The sequence below is a fragment of the Aquimarina sp. genome (assembly GCF_977115655.1).
The window spans coordinates 36962-55603 of record NZ_CDSBKO010000040.1 but is presented as its reverse complement, the minus strand read 5'-3'; the positions used below and the strand labels follow the sequence as shown (position 1 = coordinate 55603).

At 32.7% G+C, this 18642-nt stretch carries 13 protein-coding genes; 5 read left to right on the top strand and 8 right to left on the bottom strand.

Features of this window, described 5'->3' with window-relative positions; all coding sequences use genetic code 11:
• The first annotated feature begins 206 nt into the window (after nucleotides 1-206).
• Nucleotides 207-941 (top strand): 23S rRNA (guanosine(2251)-2'-O)-methyltransferase RlmB, encoded by a 735-nt coding sequence (rlmB, locus tag ACZIYX_RS16100; protein WP_462683277.1) that lies wholly within the window; start codon nucleotides 207-209, stop codon nucleotides 939-941.
• Nucleotides 942-948: 7 nt separating this feature from the next.
• Here rlmB and ACZIYX_RS16095 read toward each other — a convergent pair whose 3' ends face one another.
• Nucleotides 949-1704: a rhomboid family intramembrane serine protease gene (locus ACZIYX_RS16095; RefSeq protein WP_462683276.1), complete on the bottom strand. Its 756-nt coding sequence runs from the start codon at nucleotides 1702-1704 to the stop codon at nucleotides 949-951.
• Nucleotides 1705-1962: 258 nt separating this feature from the next.
• Here ACZIYX_RS16095 and ACZIYX_RS16090 point away from each other — a divergent pair, with 258 nt between their 5' ends.
• Nucleotides 1963-3240, top strand: a complete 1278-nt coding sequence (locus ACZIYX_RS16090) for a replication-associated recombination protein A (RefSeq protein ID WP_462683278.1) — start codon at nucleotides 1963-1965, stop codon at nucleotides 3238-3240.
• A gap of 14 nt (nucleotides 3241-3254) precedes the next feature.
• On the opposite strand, the gene ACZIYX_RS16085 is transcribed toward ACZIYX_RS16090, so the two are convergent.
• The 6 genes from ACZIYX_RS16085 to radC all read right to left on the bottom strand — a co-directional run bounded on the left by ACZIYX_RS16085 (nucleotide 3255) and on the right by radC (nucleotide 9524).
• Entirely contained in the window at nucleotides 3255-4040 is a 786-nt protein-coding gene (locus ACZIYX_RS16085) for a hypothetical protein (RefSeq protein WP_462683275.1), read from the bottom strand.
• A 5-nt stretch (nucleotides 4041-4045) separates the two neighbouring features.
• Nucleotides 4046-5431 (bottom strand): DUF5723 family protein, encoded by a 1386-nt coding sequence (locus tag ACZIYX_RS16080; protein ID WP_462683274.1) that lies wholly within the window; start codon nucleotides 5429-5431, stop codon nucleotides 4046-4048.
• Nucleotides 5428-5997, bottom strand: a complete 570-nt coding sequence (locus ACZIYX_RS16075; protein WP_462683273.1) for a hypothetical protein — start codon at nucleotides 5995-5997, stop codon at nucleotides 5428-5430. The genes ACZIYX_RS16080 and ACZIYX_RS16075 overlap by 4 nt, the downstream gene beginning before the upstream one ends.
• 819 nt (nucleotides 5998-6816) lie before the next feature.
• Nucleotides 6817-7503: a YjjG family noncanonical pyrimidine nucleotidase gene (locus tag ACZIYX_RS16070; RefSeq protein ID WP_462683272.1), complete on the bottom strand. Its 687-nt coding sequence runs from the start codon at nucleotides 7501-7503 to the stop codon at nucleotides 6817-6819.
• Entirely contained in the window at nucleotides 7496-8797 is a 1302-nt protein-coding gene (locus tag ACZIYX_RS16065; protein ID WP_462683271.1) for a polysaccharide deacetylase family protein, read from the bottom strand. Before ACZIYX_RS16065 ends, ACZIYX_RS16070 begins: the two co-directional genes overlap by 8 nt.
• A gap of 28 nt (nucleotides 8798-8825) precedes the next feature.
• A complete protein-coding gene (radC, locus tag ACZIYX_RS16060; protein ID WP_462683270.1) occupies nucleotides 8826-9524 on the bottom strand; it encodes a RadC family protein in 699 nt (232 codons plus the stop codon).
• 230 nt (nucleotides 9525-9754) lie between these two features.
• Between radC and ACZIYX_RS16055 the strand changes: the two genes are divergently transcribed.
• Together ACZIYX_RS16055 and ACZIYX_RS16050 are read left to right on the top strand one after the other, a co-directional pair.
• Nucleotides 9755-10198, top strand: a complete 444-nt coding sequence (locus ACZIYX_RS16055; RefSeq protein WP_462683269.1) for a hypothetical protein — start codon at nucleotides 9755-9757, stop codon at nucleotides 10196-10198.
• 110 nt (nucleotides 10199-10308) lie between these two features.
• A complete protein-coding gene (locus ACZIYX_RS16050; RefSeq protein ID WP_462683268.1) occupies nucleotides 10309-10752 on the top strand; it encodes a DUF1569 domain-containing protein in 444 nt (147 codons plus the stop codon).
• Nucleotides 10753-10788: 36 nt separating this feature from the next.
• Here the strand turns inward: ACZIYX_RS16050 and ACZIYX_RS16045 are convergent, their stop codons facing one another.
• On the bottom strand, nucleotides 10789-12159 hold the full coding sequence (locus ACZIYX_RS16045; protein ID WP_462683267.1) for a UDP-N-acetylmuramate--L-alanine ligase: 1371 nt from the start codon (nucleotides 12157-12159) through the stop codon (nucleotides 10789-10791).
• 349 nt (nucleotides 12160-12508) lie between these two features.
• Here ACZIYX_RS16045 and ACZIYX_RS16040 point away from each other — a divergent pair, with 349 nt between their 5' ends.
• Nucleotides 12509-18604, top strand: a complete 6096-nt coding sequence (locus ACZIYX_RS16040) for an alpha-2-macroglobulin family protein (RefSeq protein ID WP_462683266.1) — start codon at nucleotides 12509-12511, stop codon at nucleotides 18602-18604.
• Nucleotides 18605-18642 lie beyond the last annotated feature (38 nt).

Here is an 18642-nt window from a genome sequence, read left to right as displayed (position 1 = left end):
TGCCAAAGTAGGGTGAGATATTAATTCCATACCCAAAAGATAAAAAAAATTAAGATATTAGAAAAACCCTTGCAACGGTCTTAAAACCAGTAACAAATATCTAATAACTGAACATTTTTATCTGTCTTTAGAATGGGTTTTAATTAAAGAATGCATTAGTTTTCCAATATCTTTTATTTCTATTTTTATAACTATCTTTGCCGACTATGAAAAATGAATCTTTAATTTTTGGTATCAGGGCTATTATAGAAGCTATTTTGGCAGGAAAAACTATTGACAAACTTTTTATTCAAAAAGGATTACAAGGAGATCTTGCTAAAGAACTCATGCATCTTGTGAGGAAAAACAATATAACTTTTACCTATGTCCCTGTAGAAAAGTTAAACAGACTTACAACCAAGAATCATCAAGGAGCAGTTGCTAACATATCCCCTATCGATTTTTATGATTTAGAAAATCTTGTTATGAATGTAATAGAATCTGGTAAACCTCCTCTATTTTTGATACTAGATCAGCTTTCTGATGTTAGAAATTTTGGGGCAATTATCAGAACTGCTGCATGTACCGGAGTAGATGGTATTATTATACAAAAAAAAGGAGGTGCTCCGGTTAATGCAGACACGATTAAAACTTCTGCCGGTGCCGTTTTTAAAATACCAATATGTAAAGTAGATCATATAAAAGACGCCATGTTTTATCTTCAAGGGTCTGGTATACAAGTGGTAGCTGCTACCGAAAAAGCGACAACAAATATTTATGACACTGATTTAACAATTCCTACTGCAATAATTATGGGTAGTGAAGATAAAGGTATATCCACATCTGTCTTAAAATTAGTGGACCATCAGGCTAAATTACCTATGTATGGAGATATTGGTTCTTTAAACGTTTCAGTTGCCTGCGGTGTTTTTTTATATGAAGTAACCAGACAAAGGCTATAAAACCCTCTTAATCTTTTTTAGAATCCTGATCTATGTCTTTCTCCTTATATTCATAAATAATCTTAATCTCCTCTTCTACTTCCAAATTTTCTGGCTCAATATTTTCGATAAAATTACCGTGTTCATCAAAATGTTTCAAAAATTCATCCTCTTCGGGGTTATAATCTTTCGATTGCCACGGGTAGATTACAGGGGGTGCTACCCCTTTTTTTATAGTAAAGGCCAACAACGCCCCAGTTACTATACCAGACAAATGACCTTCCCATGATATTTTGGGGTCTATTGGCAAAACATACATTACCATACTTCCGTAAATAAAAACCACTATAAAAGACAGTGCTATTAATCTAAAATGTTTTGCTATGATACCTTTGAAAAACAGAAAACCAAAAAGCATATATATTACCCCACTTGCTCCTATATGATTTGCCGGCCTGCCCAAAACCCATGTTAAAACACCTGTTAAAAGTGCTCCTATAATTAATACTCTCCATGCATTTTTTTGATAAAAAAAGAATAGCGCTGCCGACAGGATTAACAATGGTAAAGTATTATGCCATAAATGATTAATATCTGCGTGGATAAAAGGGGAAAACAAAACTCCTCTAAGCCCTGTAATGGTTCTTGGGGCTACCCCAAAACGATTAAAATCAAAACCGAAACGAACTTCAAACCAAAAAACTATCCAAATAAGTAAAATAAATAGTAAAGGGTATCCCACTACTCCTGTATTGAACTTAAAATATGTATCTCTTTCTTGCATAACATTAAAAACATAGCAAAATAAATTCCAAAATATAAAATCGGCTAAAATGGCAGATTGCTATAAATTACGTCTTACTTTTATAGATTTGGAATACAACTTAATTTATCCATATTACTTAACTTAATTTCTTACTAATTTATTTTCTCTATAAGATCCAAACAAGGTTTGTAACTTTGCTTATATAGAAAGTACTATTGTAGATTATTAATACCACATCCGTCTAAATCTTAAATTAAAACTTACAAACAGATGAATATAAATAAACCTCTGGCAGAGAGAATACGCCCAAAATCGCTTGAAGAATATTTGAGCCAAGAACATCTTATTGGTGATGATGGTTCTTTAACCCAACAAATTAAAAAAGGGATTATTCCATCTTTAATACTTTGGGGGCCTCCCGGGGTAGGAAAAACAACTTTAGCAAACATTATTGCTAATGAATCCAGAAGACCTTTTTATACTCTTAGCGCAATAAACAGTGGTGTAAAAGATGTAAGAGAGGTTATTGACAAAGCTAAACAAAGCGGGGGACTATTTACTGCAAAAAACCCTATTCTTTTTATTGATGAAATTCACCGTTTTAGTAAATCTCAACAAGATTCTTTACTGGGCGCCGTAGAAAAAGGCTGGATCACACTTATTGGGGCTACAACTGAAAACCCCAGCTTTGAAGTCATACCTGCGCTTTTATCGCGTTGCCAGGTATATACCCTTAATCCTTTTGGAAAAAAAGAATTAGAAGCTTTATTAAACAGGGCAATGCAAGAAGATGAATATTTAAAAAGCAAGGAAATACAGCTAAAGGAAACAGAATCTTTGCTAAAACTTAGTGGTGGAGATGCCCGTAAGCTGCTAAACATCTTTGAGTTAATCATTTCTGGTCAGGATCAGAGCCCAATTGTAATTACTAATGATCTGGTATTAAAATTAGTACAACAAAACACAGTTCGTTATGATAAAACGGGAGAGCAACATTATGATATAGTTTCGGCATTTATTAAATCTATTAGAGGAAGTGATCCCAATGCTTCTGTATATTGGCTTGCTCGTATGATTGAAGGAGGCGAGGATCTTAAATTTATTGCCAGAAGATTAATTATATCTGCATCTGAGGATATTGGAAATGCCAACCCTACTGCTTTGATTTTAGCTAACAACGCTTTTCAGGCGGTTACTACTATTGGTTATCCCGAAGCAAGAATAATCCTAAGCCAATGTGCTATTTATCTAGCTTCTTCTCCTAAAAGCAATGCTTCATACATGGCTATTAATAAAGCTCAGCAACTAGTAAAACAAACCGGAGATTTATCTGTACCATTACATATAAGAAACGCCCCTACAAAGCTAATGAAAGAGCTGGGATATGGTGAGGATTACAAATATGCACACGATCATAAAGATAATTTTGTGGAACAAGAATTTCTTCCTGATGAAATTGCAGAAACTAAATTATACAACCCTGGAGATAACCAACGAGAACAATCGATTAGAGCATTTCTAAAATCCAGATGGGGTGATAAATACAGATATTAAAACTTCTAGAAGTTTTATTGTCTGGCAAATGTATCTGTAATTATTTTATTGGTTACCGGGTTAATTCGTTCCAGTATAAAATTACCGTACCCATCAAAATAACCATTACCACTTAAATCTCCTGCCTGTACTATATAACTTTTTCCATTAGTCGATTTAAATAGTTTACCTGTTGAGACTTCATTTTTAAATATCTCAAATCCATACTCTTGTTTTTTGAACACAAAGTTTGTTTCGTTAAAAAGATAAGAAATAGAATTTTCTGCAGGAGAAGATAAAACTACTTCCTCTTTTACTTCTTCAGAATTAGTATTCTTTTGCTTGCCCGCTACTTTATCCAATTTTTCTGCTGTACTTTTTTCTTTACCTCCACTGTATTTATAATGAAGCTCTTCTATATCTTTAAACGCACCTCTAAGTGCTTCATGGTATGCAGGTTTAAATTCTTTTTCTCTACTTCTACCTTCAGATGAAGTGAACACTACCCTACCGTTACAATCTTTTAATTCTACCGTAAGTTTGGTTACAAAAACTCCCGATGTACGTTTTACGTCTGCTTGTAATGCCTTGCAACCATTTGTTTTAAGATCTTCCGGGTAATCGTCTCCATTCATATATGCCTCAAAACCATATTTATTAAACAAAAATTTGGTTAGTGAATTTATTTGGTAGACATCTCTTCCTTTAAAAAAACTATAATTATCCGGAACTACCACATACTTAAAATCATTAATCTCACTTTGGGCATTTACATGTAATGCTGAGATCATTATCATTCCTATAAAAAATATACGTACCATATCTATTACATTATAACATTAAAACCTAATTGTACAGAAATACCTCTTGCTTTTGCAAGATTAGCATATTCTAACAAATTATTGGCCGAAATATAAAAATTAATTTTGTTAACATGTATAGATGTAAGAAATCCTATATTATAATATGAATAATCATCAATGGTGTAGGTAAGTTTTGTTCTTAAAAAATTAAAAAAACGCTTGTAATAAAACAATGACACTGCATATTGAGGTCTTTTTGGTCTGAATTGGGTAAACAACTGTAAACCAAACGCATCCATATATGGAGGTTTCTCCTCTTTAAGATAACAAGCACAGGCATCTTTTTTATATTGGTTAAAAGAGTATTTGACTGAACCATTTAGTTTTAAGGGGCGCATGGTCACATAAGCTTTGCTTAATGTATCCAGCGGGACAGCTTCTTTTAGTTTATCTAAAAAATTTTGAGAACCCTGACCAGACAACTGAACCGGTGTTTCGAACCCTTCAAAAACATAATTACCACGCGCCTGATAGGTTTCTACATCTTTAACATACCATATTACTCCCAAATCATTTACGCTTCCTGTAACAGCCAGCTGTTTATTTATTTTATGGGTGAATCCTATATCCACACCAAGTCCTAAATTACCTCCTAAAAGTGCTCTTGCTATTAGCTTATTAACTACTTCATCTCCTTTTGCATCTTTAAGAGATGCGTAACCAGATGTTCTAATAGCTGCATCTACATCACTAATCACATGCTTATACACATTATTCCCTTCTGGTGTTTGTAATGTAGTAAAAGTCCCTTTGTTTTTAACCCCGCGAACATGAAACATACTCGAATATAATTTGACCCGGGCTCCAAAAGTTAATTTTTTATTTACCTTTTTTGTATATCCAAAATGATATGCCGTTAGTAACTCTGCAGACCCGTTTATAGTCGAAAACCGAAACGGCCGATTAAGAAAATCCTGATTTCCCTGATGTGCTAAAACCACAAAATCTTTTGGAAAATATCCTATAACATCTAATTCCTGATAGATTCCGCCAGAGAAATATATATTCTTGTTTTTTTTGCTTTTCCACCCAAAACTAATAAGTTCTAACTGCTGGGTTAAGGTTAAATAGTCATTACTGGTTAGTTTATTAAATGTCTTTTCTATTTTATCATTAATACTTCTCCCATCATCTCCAAAAATATCATTAACAGACACTCCTCTCAATCCTGCATTGATATGAAACTGAGATAAAAAAGGCACTCCTATATGGTATTTAAAATCAATATCTGCTCCCGGGTTAAGCATTAAAGACTGAGGAATATCTGTAAAATCATATAAGGTTTCCTTATTTTGAGAATATCCCGCACATCCCAAAAAACTTATAAGCAAAAATATAATAACCCTCATAATTTGTACTTAAAAAAATAGGCTCCTTTGGATCGCAACTCAAGAACCCCTTGCAAATCACTATTTACATTTTGTACCTTTATTGAAGAAAATAGTTTTGTAGCATCTCTCAAAGTATTAATTGTGGTTTTATCCAGAACAATTACTTTTGTTGTAACAACGGGATCAATACCTGCTCCTTTTCCAGAATTAGCAATCATACTGTATAAAGGTCCTATACGCTGACCACTATTATTTAAAAATCCAAAATCAAAACCCAAATCCCGTACAATTGTATTTGTAAATTCAAAAGTTAATTCTAAACGTTCTAAATCATTTACCGGAAAGTTTTCTCCTAAAAAATTAAAGTCTGAAATATCATCTTTTATTACCTCTGGAACTACAAAAGCCGGGTCTATGCCAGAATCTATAAATTGACTTGTTGCTAATCGGGAATATATAAAGTCTACCTCATAGACTGGAGTAAAAACAATATCTTCTCTTTGATCAAAATCTACATCTTTTACGCATGAAATTACTGTCATGCATATACTACACAACAACACATAAACTTTTTTTATCTTCATTTTTTCGGGAGATTTTTTTTTGAACAGAACTCCTCTTAACTTTTCATATTCTCAATATCAAAAAGTATTTGATCTTTGATTATAACAACAGTATAGGTTACAAACACCCTATTTTTAAATTGTTAATTTATTTTATATTTTAAAATATTTAATTGCGAACACGAAATAATCAATGTTTATACTATAGCTAAATCAACATAAAACAGCATTAATCTTTCTAGTAAAAAATCGAATTTCTACGTTAAAAACATAACCGTAACTACAGCTATGCTTGATACCAGATCAAGTCTGGCACAAGTTTTTCACCTTGAATATTTAAAAAATAAATTCAATTTCTATACGCACTATTTCAAATTTAAAATGGTATAAGATAACCGGTATCGTATTATAAAATGGTTTTGGGTATTATCCAACAGGTTTAACATTGCACTAACTAGGGCTTGCTGATAAACATGTTATCACCTGATTTTATTGATGTTTTGAGTCGTACTCAATCTATAAGGTGCAAGGTTTTTCAGTACAATGTCTTAATTTTACTTGCATCTTTATTTTTAACAAAAAAGAAAATGACTAAAAAAGTGTAATAAATGGCTCTAAATATCATCTTTAGGAATAAAAAACACTAAAACTAGATGCTTTTGAGTAAAAACTATAGATACATTTTACATCTTAGTTTTTCAGCAGACCCTAACTAATGGGCAAGAAATTAATTTTTAGCTATTGTGTAATGGAACTCAAACCAGTTAAGGTTATTTTTTTTAATCAATAACCTCGGAGAATTAAACTCCACAATGTGGATTAAAATATAACTATTTATTCTTAAAGATACTGTTTAATCTGTTTTAATTCTGAAACTTGAATAGTATTAGAAGGCAGTACTTCTTTATGATAATTAAAACAAATAGTTTTTAGCCCCGCTGCCTCTGCCCCGACTATATCGGCTTCATAATTGTCCCCTATCATTAAACTACGACTTAGTTGTGCTCCCGATTTTTGTATTGCTTTATCAAAAATACCAGGATTTGGTTTTTTTACTCCGGCTTCCTCGCTATCGGTTACTGTATCAAAATAATGTTGTATTCCAGAATTAAACAGTTTTTTGTGTTGCACTTCGTTAAAACCATTTGTAATAATATGCAAATTATACTTAGGGTTAAGATACTCTAACAAATCTTTAGTTCCTTCTATGAGATGGTTGTTAAGAGGCAAAAAATCAATATAATCCTTGGATATTGTATCTATGGTTTCTACAGATATTTTTTTATTCAAATTAAAAAAAGTTTCTATAAGACGTCCCCTTCTAAGTTCTAATTTACTTACTTTTTCTTCCCTGTACAACTTCCAATAATGCATATTGATGGGTTGGTAAATTTTTAAAAAATCATTAATATCAATATTAATATCAAATTTCTTAAAAATCATCTGAAATGCTAATGAGGAGTTTTTATCAAAATCCCAAAGAGTATGATCCAGATCAAAAAAAATATGTTTTATTGTATTATTCATTTTCGACAGTCCAAATAAATTCTAAAATTGATTTCCAAAAGTGCTGATTATGCAAATCACTAAGCACTATATTACTAAAAACAGGAATAAACATTCCGTTTACATTTTTTACTTTATTGATATAAGAAACAATTTCTTCTCTTGTCAAATGTTCGTTAACATCTTCGTTATAACCTTGATTACAAATACAAAATGAATTAACGATCAAGGGAGTCTGTACTTCATAATCTAAATCATAAAACATAAAAGGAGAACAAGTCCCTGCACGAAAACCTGAATGACCAGAGTATCCCATAGAGTAGTCTTCTTGGATTTCTAATTCTATAAAATTGCGATATGCTTCTGGTAGTTTTATCTTAAAAAAAGTGCACATTACATATTGAAGTTTTCTATTAAGGATATTTTCTATTCTTAATTTTTCTTTTTTTAATATTGAAATATCAGATATTGCATCATAGGATACTTTTAAGCCTGCTTCTATATAATCAGCAATATGCTTAATAATAGTATGGTGTTTAGGATGGTTATACCCAATATTTTTTTCATAAGTTGAATAATCTCCAAGCCCAAACAGGACATGGGATTTTCTTTTTCTTTTTTTTTGCAGTTCAATTATAAAATCAAATACATTATAAGGATCTTTTTTAACTCCAATAACTACCTTGATCCTATCTGCAAGTTTGTCTAATTGCAATTTCCATAGATCTCTGAGCCCTCCTCCTATAGATCTTAAAACCCCTTTATTTTTATAAGCAAATGTTTGCCCTACAGAGATAACAGGTATTATATCAAATTCTTTTTTTTGAAACTGTAAATTCGGATATTTAATTAAAAGGACTTTTTTTAATTTATACGCCCATATATCCACTACCGGATCTTTCAAAAAGTTATGTATGAAAGCAATACTCTCTGTAGCAGGAAAGCGACCCAAAGTATCTTTTACATGGGGCAGGTACTCTTCGTATCTTGTTAACAAATAAAAAGTAGCAGCAAAAATATCGAAAGGTAATGCAGAGTGATTGTTTTTTACTTCAAAAAAACATTTTGTATCCTCCCAGTTACTTACTTGAACATCTACATCATTTAATCCATAATCAAAAAGCAATTCTGCACTTTGAAAATAAAGTTCTTTTCCTAAAGGATGCTTTCCATAAGAAAATTTTGGCCCGTCATGTGCAATAAAAGCTTCTATTTTGGAAGTTAAATTAATATCCAATCCTAAAATACGTTTACATACTTGTTTAAATGTGTACGATACTCTGGGAGTAATTTTTTGTACATGAATCAATAGCATAATTTAATTCTGGTTATAATCCTTATAATTATAATAAAGATTCGTCTGCAAAGCTAAAATAGTTTTTTTCTGTAATAACCAAATGATCCAACAGATGTATATCCAAGGTTTGACCTGCTTCTTTTAATTTATTTGTTAGTTTTATATCTGATTGGCTTGGGTGCAATACTCCACTAGGATGGTTATGTCCTATTATTATACCGGTAGCACCATATTCTAAAGCTGATCTAAAAACAATTCTGGCATCTACCAGTGTACTTGTTTTTCCTCCTATACTTATTTGTTTTTTTTGAACCACTTTGTTTGCATTATTCAAAAACAACACCCAAAATTCTTCATGTTCAAGATCCCCTATAATAGGTCGTAAAATATTAAATACATCTTTACTACATGCTATTTTGGGATCTACAGGCACCTCTTCATCCAGTCTTCTGCGACCTAGCTCTAAACCTGCTACAATAGTTATAGCCTTGGCCTGGCCAATACCTTTAAAGCTTGTTAGCTGTTTTACAGATAGTTTACCAAGAGAATTGATTTTATGATCTACACTTGCCAAAATTCGTTTGCTTAGCGCCACAGCACTTTCTTGTCTATTACCAGATCCTATTAGTATTGCTATTAGCTCTGCATCGGTTAATGTATTCTTCCCTTTAGCGATTAATTTCTCTCTTGGACGATCATTTTCATTCCATTTCTTGATAGAAAATAATGGGTTTAATTCACTCATTTAATCAATTTACAAATAAATTTTATATTAATATTTCTGCCCTCAAGTATAAACTATTTATCTCAATTACAACATCTTATTATACTATTATTGCACAAATAACTTTGCTGTTTCAGTATTAAAATTACATTATTTTATTCGATATATTTGTTTGAAAATGAAAGTTTTACTATATTTGGACACCCTTAATTGAAAAATGAACATTTTAACAACTTCAAATTAACCTATTTATGAAGAATATTTTTACTTTCGTTTTACTTCTTGCGACACTGAGTTTTTATGGGCAGGATAATAAGATTTCGTTTCTTAATTTAGTAGGAAATAACATACAAGTCCCTAGCGGATGCCAGGCTCAGTCTGAATATGAATTGCAAGCTTGTAACGGAACATCCATAAAATGGGATTATTATACCAATGATATGCTTACTGCTGTTTTTGATGCAACTATAACTGCATTTGCAGAAAGCAATACTACTAAAAAAGAAGTCACTTTTACCTCTTTTGGCGCACAACTAAAAGGGTATAAATTTAAAATGGGAACTACATTTCAATATTTTTTAAAAGGAACTATTAAAGACCAACCATTAATGATCAATTTAGGTACCCCAAAGGATATCGCAACCAACGATGATTTAGATGGGTTTTTAAGTCTTTTCTTTGATGAAGTAAGTTAAAAAAAATACACATATATATTATTAAAGGCTAATCGGGTTTCGATTAGCCTTTAATTTTTTAATACAAAATGCTATTTTCACCTAATAATAAATTAAAACTATACATTATTATGAAATCCCTGTTTGATAAAATTGTACACGATGAAATAGAAAGCAGAATCCACAAATTGTCAGACACCAGCATACCTGTGTGGGGAAAAATGGAGGTATCACAAATGTTTCATCATTGTCAATTTCCGTTAAAAATTGTTTTAAAAAAGGAAGACCCTGAACTTAAGCCTAATTTTTTTGCTAAATTATTCTTCAAGAAGGCAATGTATAACGATAAACCCTGGAGAAAAAATTTGCCTACGCATCCAAAATTAAAAGTTGAAAACCCCAAGGATTTTAATACCGAAAAAGAATCTCTTTTAGAGCTTATAACTGAGTTTTCTAATCAAAGAGACCAAAAAGAATGGGATCCCCATCCTGTATTTGGCAAATTTACTTACGAACAATGGGGCAAAATGCAATACAAACACCTTGACCATCATTTACAACAGTTTAACGTATAACCCAGATACAACAACCTTGTGGCAAATTTTGGAAAATCAAACCCTCAATGAGGGATTGATCATAGATTTTACCTCGTCAAAATCCAAACCTCCATAATTACCACTACTCATAAGCAACAATACAGAGTTAGAAAAATCTTTTTTCTTTAAATATTCTTTAAAATTTTCAGGATTGGTGTAAATAATAAGATCTTCCCTGTCAAAAGCTTTGGCTATTTGATCTGCCGAAACTTCTTTAAGTTGTTTAATTTTTACTGCATGGGGCGAATAAAACACCACAGCTTGATCTGCTGCATCCAATGCGCCTTTGTACTCTTTTAAAAACTCGGCATTTAAACTACTATAGGTATGTAACTCTAAACAGGCTATAACGGTTCTGTTTGGATACTGTTCTTTGACTGCTTTTGTAGTCGCACTTACTTTGGAAGGGCTGTGAGCAAAATCTTTGTATACTACAGCACTATTATTTTCTGCTATTTTTTCCAGTCGTTTGGATGCTCCTTTAAAAGAAGCAATTGCTTCATAAAAATCATCTTCATCAACACCTATGTTCTGGCAAATCCACTTGGCACCGGCAAGATTGTTCAAATTATGAGCCCCAAATACTTCTATTGGCATTTCCCCTTCGGGAGTATCCAATAAAGTTTCTCCATTTTCTACTCTATATTGCGGGGTACTGTATGGAAATTTTCGCATAGGATTTTCTGCCAGATCTGCCAGTTTTTTAACCTCAGCATCCTCTTCATTATACACCAATGCTCCTCCATTAACTATAGAATCGATAAAAACCCTGAATTGGTCTATATAGTTATCGAATGTAGTGAAAACATTGATATGATCCCAAGCAATACCGCTAATCAAGGCTATATTAGGTCGGTACAAGTGAAATTTTGGTCTTCGATCTATTGGTGACGACAAATATTCATCCCCTTCTAAAACTATAAAATCATTCTCCTCTGTTAGATGTACCATCGTATCAAACCCTTCTAATTGGGCTCCTACCATATAGTCTACTTTTTTATCATGATAATGTAAAACATGCAAAACCATAGAGGTTATTGTAGTTTTACCATGTGATCCTCCTATAACTACACGAGTTTTATTTTTAGATTGCTCATATAAAAATTCTGGGTACGAATAGATTTTCAACCCTAACTTTTGGGCTTCCACAAGCTCTGTATTATCTTCTTTGGCATGCATTCCTAAAATAATAGCATCAAGATTGGATGTGATTTTTTCAGGAAACCAGCCATATTGCTCTGGCAACAAACCATATCGTTCTAATCTTGATTTTGAAGGTTCAAAAATAGTATCGTCACTTCCTGTAATTTGATATCCTTTTTGGTGTAATGCTATTGCAAGGTTATGCATTGCACTACCTCCTATTGCTATAAAATGTACTCGCATAATTAATTCTTAAATCCAAAAGTAAAGATACAATTAACAATGAGCTAATAAAACAAAAAAAGCTTTAAGAACAGTCCATACACTCAAAACACTCTGTCCCTGTTTCTTCAAAAACCTTATAAACCATCTTTTTTACTAAACAGAAAAGGCATTTCCCTCATTTAACCTTTTTCCCTACTTCATTTAATTATTTCTTTGTTCTTTAATATAATAAAATTTACAGCAATGAAATTAGCTTAGCTTGTTTCAAAATACGTAGTTTTATAATGTCGTATACAAATTAATAAGGTATTACCCAATAAAATGGTACAACCCTTGTTTATATTTATGTAACAACTTAATATACATTATGATGAAAAAGCATTTCCTTCTTATTATAATCTGCATATCAAACTTATATGTTATGAATGGCCAAAATGATTACCAAAGTGATTGGAAAAAAGCAGAAGCTTTTGACCAGCAAGGATTACCAAAATCTGCTTTAGAAGTAGTAGAGTCCATATACAGCAAAGCTCAAAAAGACACCAATAATAACCAAATAATCAAATCTTTGATTTATAGATCAAAATATTTGCTTACCCTGGAGGAAAATGCGCAACTTTTAATCATAAAAGACCTAAAAAATGAGGTAAAATCCAGTACGTTTCCAAAAAGAAACATCCTGGAAAGTATCCTTGCTAATCTTTATTGGCAGTATTTTCAACAAAACCGATGGAAATTTTATGACAGAACCCAGACTTCTGAAAAAGTAGATCAAGAAGATTTTAGAACCTGGGATTTGGAAACCTTGTTTAATGAAGTACATATATATTACCAAAAATCGCTTCAAAACGGGGTTTTAGCACAGCAAACCGATCTCAAACAATTTGATGAAATTTTAAACATTGCTTCAGGTTCTAAAAAATACAGACCAACATTATATGATTTTTTAACCCATAATGCTTTAGAATTTTATAAAACCTCTGAAACAGGTATAACTAAACCATCGTATGCTTTTACTATTGATGACAGTAAATTTTTACAAGATCACCATGTTTTTTCTTCCTTAAAAATCATCTCTAAAGATTCACTGTCTTTACAGTTTAATGCATTAAAGCTATTTCAAAACCTAACAAAATTTCATGCCAGAAGCAAGACTCCTGATGCGTTAATTGAAGTAAATATAGAGCGTATAAATTTTGTGTATGCTAATGCTGTGTTTGCAGATAAAGAGGCTATTTTACTTACTTCTTTGCAATCTGAAAAGAAGAATTATACAGATCAAAGTGCTTCTGCATTGTATGATTATGAAATTGCTAACTTGTATCAACAACAAGGCTCTACCTATACTCCCGAAGACAACAAAACTCATCGTTGGAAATTAAAAGAAGCTATGGAAATCTGTGACGCTACAATAAAGAAATTTCCAGATTCGAGAGGTGTAAATAAGTGCAAAGCCTTAAAAAGCCAGATACTTCACTCCACACTAGATATTAAAATCGAAAAATATATCCCCGTGCAAACGGCAGGAAGATTATTGATTACCTATAAAAACCTTAACAAACTATACTTTAAAGCTTTAAAAATAAATGATAAACAATTAAAAAGTTTAAACCAACTTTATAAAACCGAAGATCAGGTCAGGTTTTTAAACTCCTTGCAAACAATCAAAAACTGGGAGGCAGAAATCCGTGACGAAAAGGATTACCAAAGCCATGCCACAGAAGTATTATTACCTGAATTAGAGCAAGGTACATATCTTATTTTGGCAACTACAACCAATGATATTTCCACAAAAAATATGTTCTCGTATGGGATCACACAGATTACCAATCTGGCACTAATCGAAAATAAAACACCAGATAAGTTATTTTTTCAGGTCTTGGATCGAAATAATGGAGCGCCTGTTGCAAATGCCAAAATACATCTGAAAACAGATAATGACAGAGGGTATGGCAACAAATTAGACAAAACCATAATCACAGACCAAAAAGGAGAAGCCTATTTAATGGTAAACACCTACTATTATGATGTAACCATTACCGTTTTTCATGAAAAAGATACTGCTGTTTTTAATGGATATTACCTTAACCAATCGTATAAACCAAACAACAATACTACCACCCGGCATAATACTTTTATATTTACAGATCGTGGTATTTACAGGCCAGGACAGACTGTTTATTTTAAAGGTATTATGATGTCGTCTACCAATAATGAAGACCATAAGGTACTACCCAATCATTCTGCTTCTGCTACCTTAAGGGATGTAAATGGCCAAGAAGTAAAAACATTGAATTTAAAAACTAACGATTATGGATCTTTTCATGGTGAATTTATACTTCCTGCTTCTGGATTAACAGGGATGTATACCATAGAAACAAGTGACTACTATAATACTGTCACCTCTTTTTCTGTTGAAGAATATAAACGCCCAAAATTTGAGACCACATTTAATCCTGTAACAGAAACTTATAAATTAAAAGATAATATAAAACTTACGGGAGTTGCAACTGCCTATGCCGGTAGTGCTATTACAGATGCCAAAGTAGTGTACAGAGTACATCGCAAGGTGCAATACCCTCGTTGGTGTTATTGGTATCCGCAATATACCGTAGAACCTCAGGAAATAACACATGGCGAAACCAAAACTAATGAAAAAGGAGAATACTCTATAAGCTTTGTAGCAATACCTGATCTAAGCGTATCCAAAGAAAATCTGCCAGTATTTAATTATGAAGTTACCGCAGATGTAATTGATATCAATGGCGAAACACGAAGTACTACCACTATTGTAAATGTAGGATATCATGCTTTGACCGCTGGCATTACTATTAAAAATAATATAGACAAAACAAGTAAAGACAATACTTTTTCTGTAAATACTATAAACCTTAACAATGAGCCGGTTGCAACTACAGGAACCATTAAAATTTTTAAACTAAAAGCTCCTGAAAAACCCATGCGTATACGCCCATGGAAATCACCTGACTATGAAGGCTTTAAAGAAGAAGAGTTTAAAAAATTGTTCCCCCATGATGCTTTTAAAAACGAACATGATTATAGAACCTGGGACAAAGATGAAATGGTTTTTGACAAACCTTTTAATACTTCTGCAACCAAAGAAAATGGAAAAGGGGTGCAAAAACTATCTCTGGAGAATACCAAAAAGTGGAAATCTGGTAAATATGTCATAGAATTAAATACCAAAGACAAATTTGGGCAAGAAGTAAAAGACATACAGTATTTTACCTTATATAATCAGGAAGATAAAACAATAAGTGACCAACAATTATTTGAAATCACTACCGATAAAATATCATACACCATAGGAGATGAAGCAATCATAAAATTTAGTTCTGCATCAAAAGATATTACAATTACGGTAGATATCGAGAAAAACCATAATATTATCGAGTCGAAGCTTATACATCTTTCTAATGATAATAAAACAATTAAAATCCCTGTTACAAAAGAAGATTTAGGAGGTTTTTCTATCAATTACAGCTATCTGAATTATAATGGTTATCAAAGCGGAGTATCCATAATTTCTGTACCTTATGAGCCTACAGAACTTAGTATAGAAACCAAAACATTTAGAGATAAGTTACTACCAGGACAACAAGAAACCTGGAGTTTTACCATCAAAGGCCCAAAAGGAGATAAAGTTAGTGCAGAGCTGCTAGCCAGTATGTACGATGCTTCTTTAGACCAGTTTAGGCCTCACCAATGGTATTTTACTCCTATCACCCAACCTTCTTATTATTCACAAAACCAAAGAAGGGGATCACAAAGTTTTGGCATACAAGAGTTTAGACTACAAAACCCTGACAGCTTTAAATACTATTATGCTACGCAAGGATATGACGAATTAAATTGGTTTGGGCTGTACTTTGGTCAACAATATTATGGTAGTCGAACCAAAAGGCTTAGCCTTAGCGGAGTTGCTGCTCCAATGATGGAAAAATCTGCTGCAATGGAGTCTGTTTCTGACGAAGCTGAATTAGAAGAGACCGTTGTTGAAAGTGATTCTTTAGAAAAGAAAGAGTCAAGTACAGGAAATGCTACAGGAAATAAGGATACGCCCGAGGATAAAAAACCATCTCTGGAAGGGATTAAAATTAGAAAAAACCTACAAGAAACCGCATTTTTCTTTCCACAGCTAGCTACTGATGCCGAGGGCAATATAAGTTTTAATTTTACTGCTCCAGAAGCATTAACCAAATGGAAACTGCAATTACTGGCACATACCAAAAACTTAAATGCTGCAACTACAACTCTGGAAACGGTTACTCAAAAAGAATTAATGATATTACCTAATCCACCAAGGTTTTTAAGAGAAGGAGATAAGATTGTATTAAGTTCTAAAATATCTAATTTATCGACCGAAAACCTTAACGGTATTATAGAGTTACAATTATTGGATGCCTTAACCAACAAAGCAATAGATGGTGAGCTTAAAAATAATACTGCCCGTTTGGATTTTAGTGTTAAAGCCAAAGGAAATACAAATGTGTCCTGGGAATTAGAAATCCCGGATAATGTACAAACAGTTCAATATAAAATCATTGCCAAAGCAGGTAACTTTTCTGATGGAGAACAAAATGTACTACCTGTTTTAAGTAACAGAATGCTGGTTACCGAAACCTTACCAATGTGGATTCGTTCTGACCAAACAAAAACATTTACATTAGATAAATTAAAAGATAATAAATCCACTACCCTAAAACATCACAAGCTTACCTTGGAGATGACCTCTAATCCTGCCTGGTATGCGGTACAAGCATTACCGTACCTTATGGAGTACCCTTATGAGTGTGCAGAGCAAACCTTCTCCAGATATTACGCCAATACATTAGCCAGCTACATTGCTAACTCTAACCCAAGAATACAAGAAGTTTTTAATCAATGGAAATCTAGTGACGCATTATTAAGCAATCTTGAAAAAAACCAGGAACTAAAATCCCTTCTAATTCAGGAAACACCTTGGCTAAGAGATGCGCAAAGCGAAACAGAACAAAAGAAAAGAATTGCCCTGCTGTTTGATTTGAATAAAATGAATAGTGAGCAACAATCTGCTTTGCGCAAATTAGAGCAAATGCAATATGGATCCGGAGGGTTTTCTTGGTTTCAAGGTGGTCGTGAAAATAGATTTATAACCCAACATATTGCTACTGGATTTGGGCATTTAAAAAAATTAGGGGTTACTCAATTTGATCCGGGAACTACCAATATGCTGCAAAATGCTATTCGCTTTTTGGATGGTGAATTTGTAAAAGAATATGATGAATTAAAAAAGTACTGTGCAAAAAACAAGATAGATATTAATAAAAATCATCTAAGCCATACACAAATTCATTACTTATATATGCGTAGTTTTTTTAGCAATATCAACAGACCTAAAAACACAAACGAAGCCTGGAACTATTATTTGGGGCAATCTAAAAAATATTGGTTAAGTCAGAGCTTATATTCTCAAGGTCTTCTTGCATTAATTATGAATAGAAATGAAGATCGAACTACTGCAACAAAAATAATCAGATCCTTAGATGAGAAGAGTATTTCTAGTGAAGAGTTGGGTATGTATTGGAAATCAAATACCGCAAGTTGGTTTTGGTATCAGGCACCTATAGAAACTCAATCACTTATGATCGAAGTTTTTTCTGAAATAGAAGCAGAACCTAAACGAACAACAATTGTAGATAACCTGAAAGTATGGCTGCTTAAAAACAAGCAAACTAATCGTTGGCAGACTACCAAAGCTACTTCTGATGCAGTATATGCACTATTATTACAAGGTAGTGACTGGTTATCGGTAACCGACATGGTAGATATTGTGTTAGGAGATCAAAAAATCGATCCTAGTACAATGAAAGATATAAAAACAGAAGCAGGAACGGGGTACTTTAAAACCTCATGGAACGGCAATGAAATACAACCCAATATGGCAATTGCCAAAATATCTAAAAAAGGAAAAGGCATTGCCTGGGGAGCATTATACTGGCAATATTTTGAGAATCTGGATAAAATTACATCCGCAGAAACTCCTTTATCTTTAAAGAAAAAGTTATTTCTGAAAAAGAACACCGACACCGGGGAAGAAATTACAGAAATCACTAAAGACACTAAATTAGAATTAGGGGATTTGGTTAGAGTACGTATAGAGCTTAGATCTGACCGCGCAATGGAGTTTGTGCACATGAAAGATATGCGAGCATCTGGTTTAGAACCTGTTAATGTTATCTCTCAATACAAGTGGCAAGACGACCTAGGGTATTATGAGAGCACTAAAGATGCATCTACTAATTTTTTCTTTGATTACTTACCAAAAGGAGTATTTGTTTTTGAATATGACTTAAGAGTAAATAACAAAGGGGATTTCTCTAATGGCATCACTACTATACAAAGCATGTATGCCCCCGAGTTCTCCAGCCATTCTGAAGGAACCAGAGTACGTATTGAATAAAAAGGTATTTTACTTTTTGCTATTTTAGCCCCCACAGA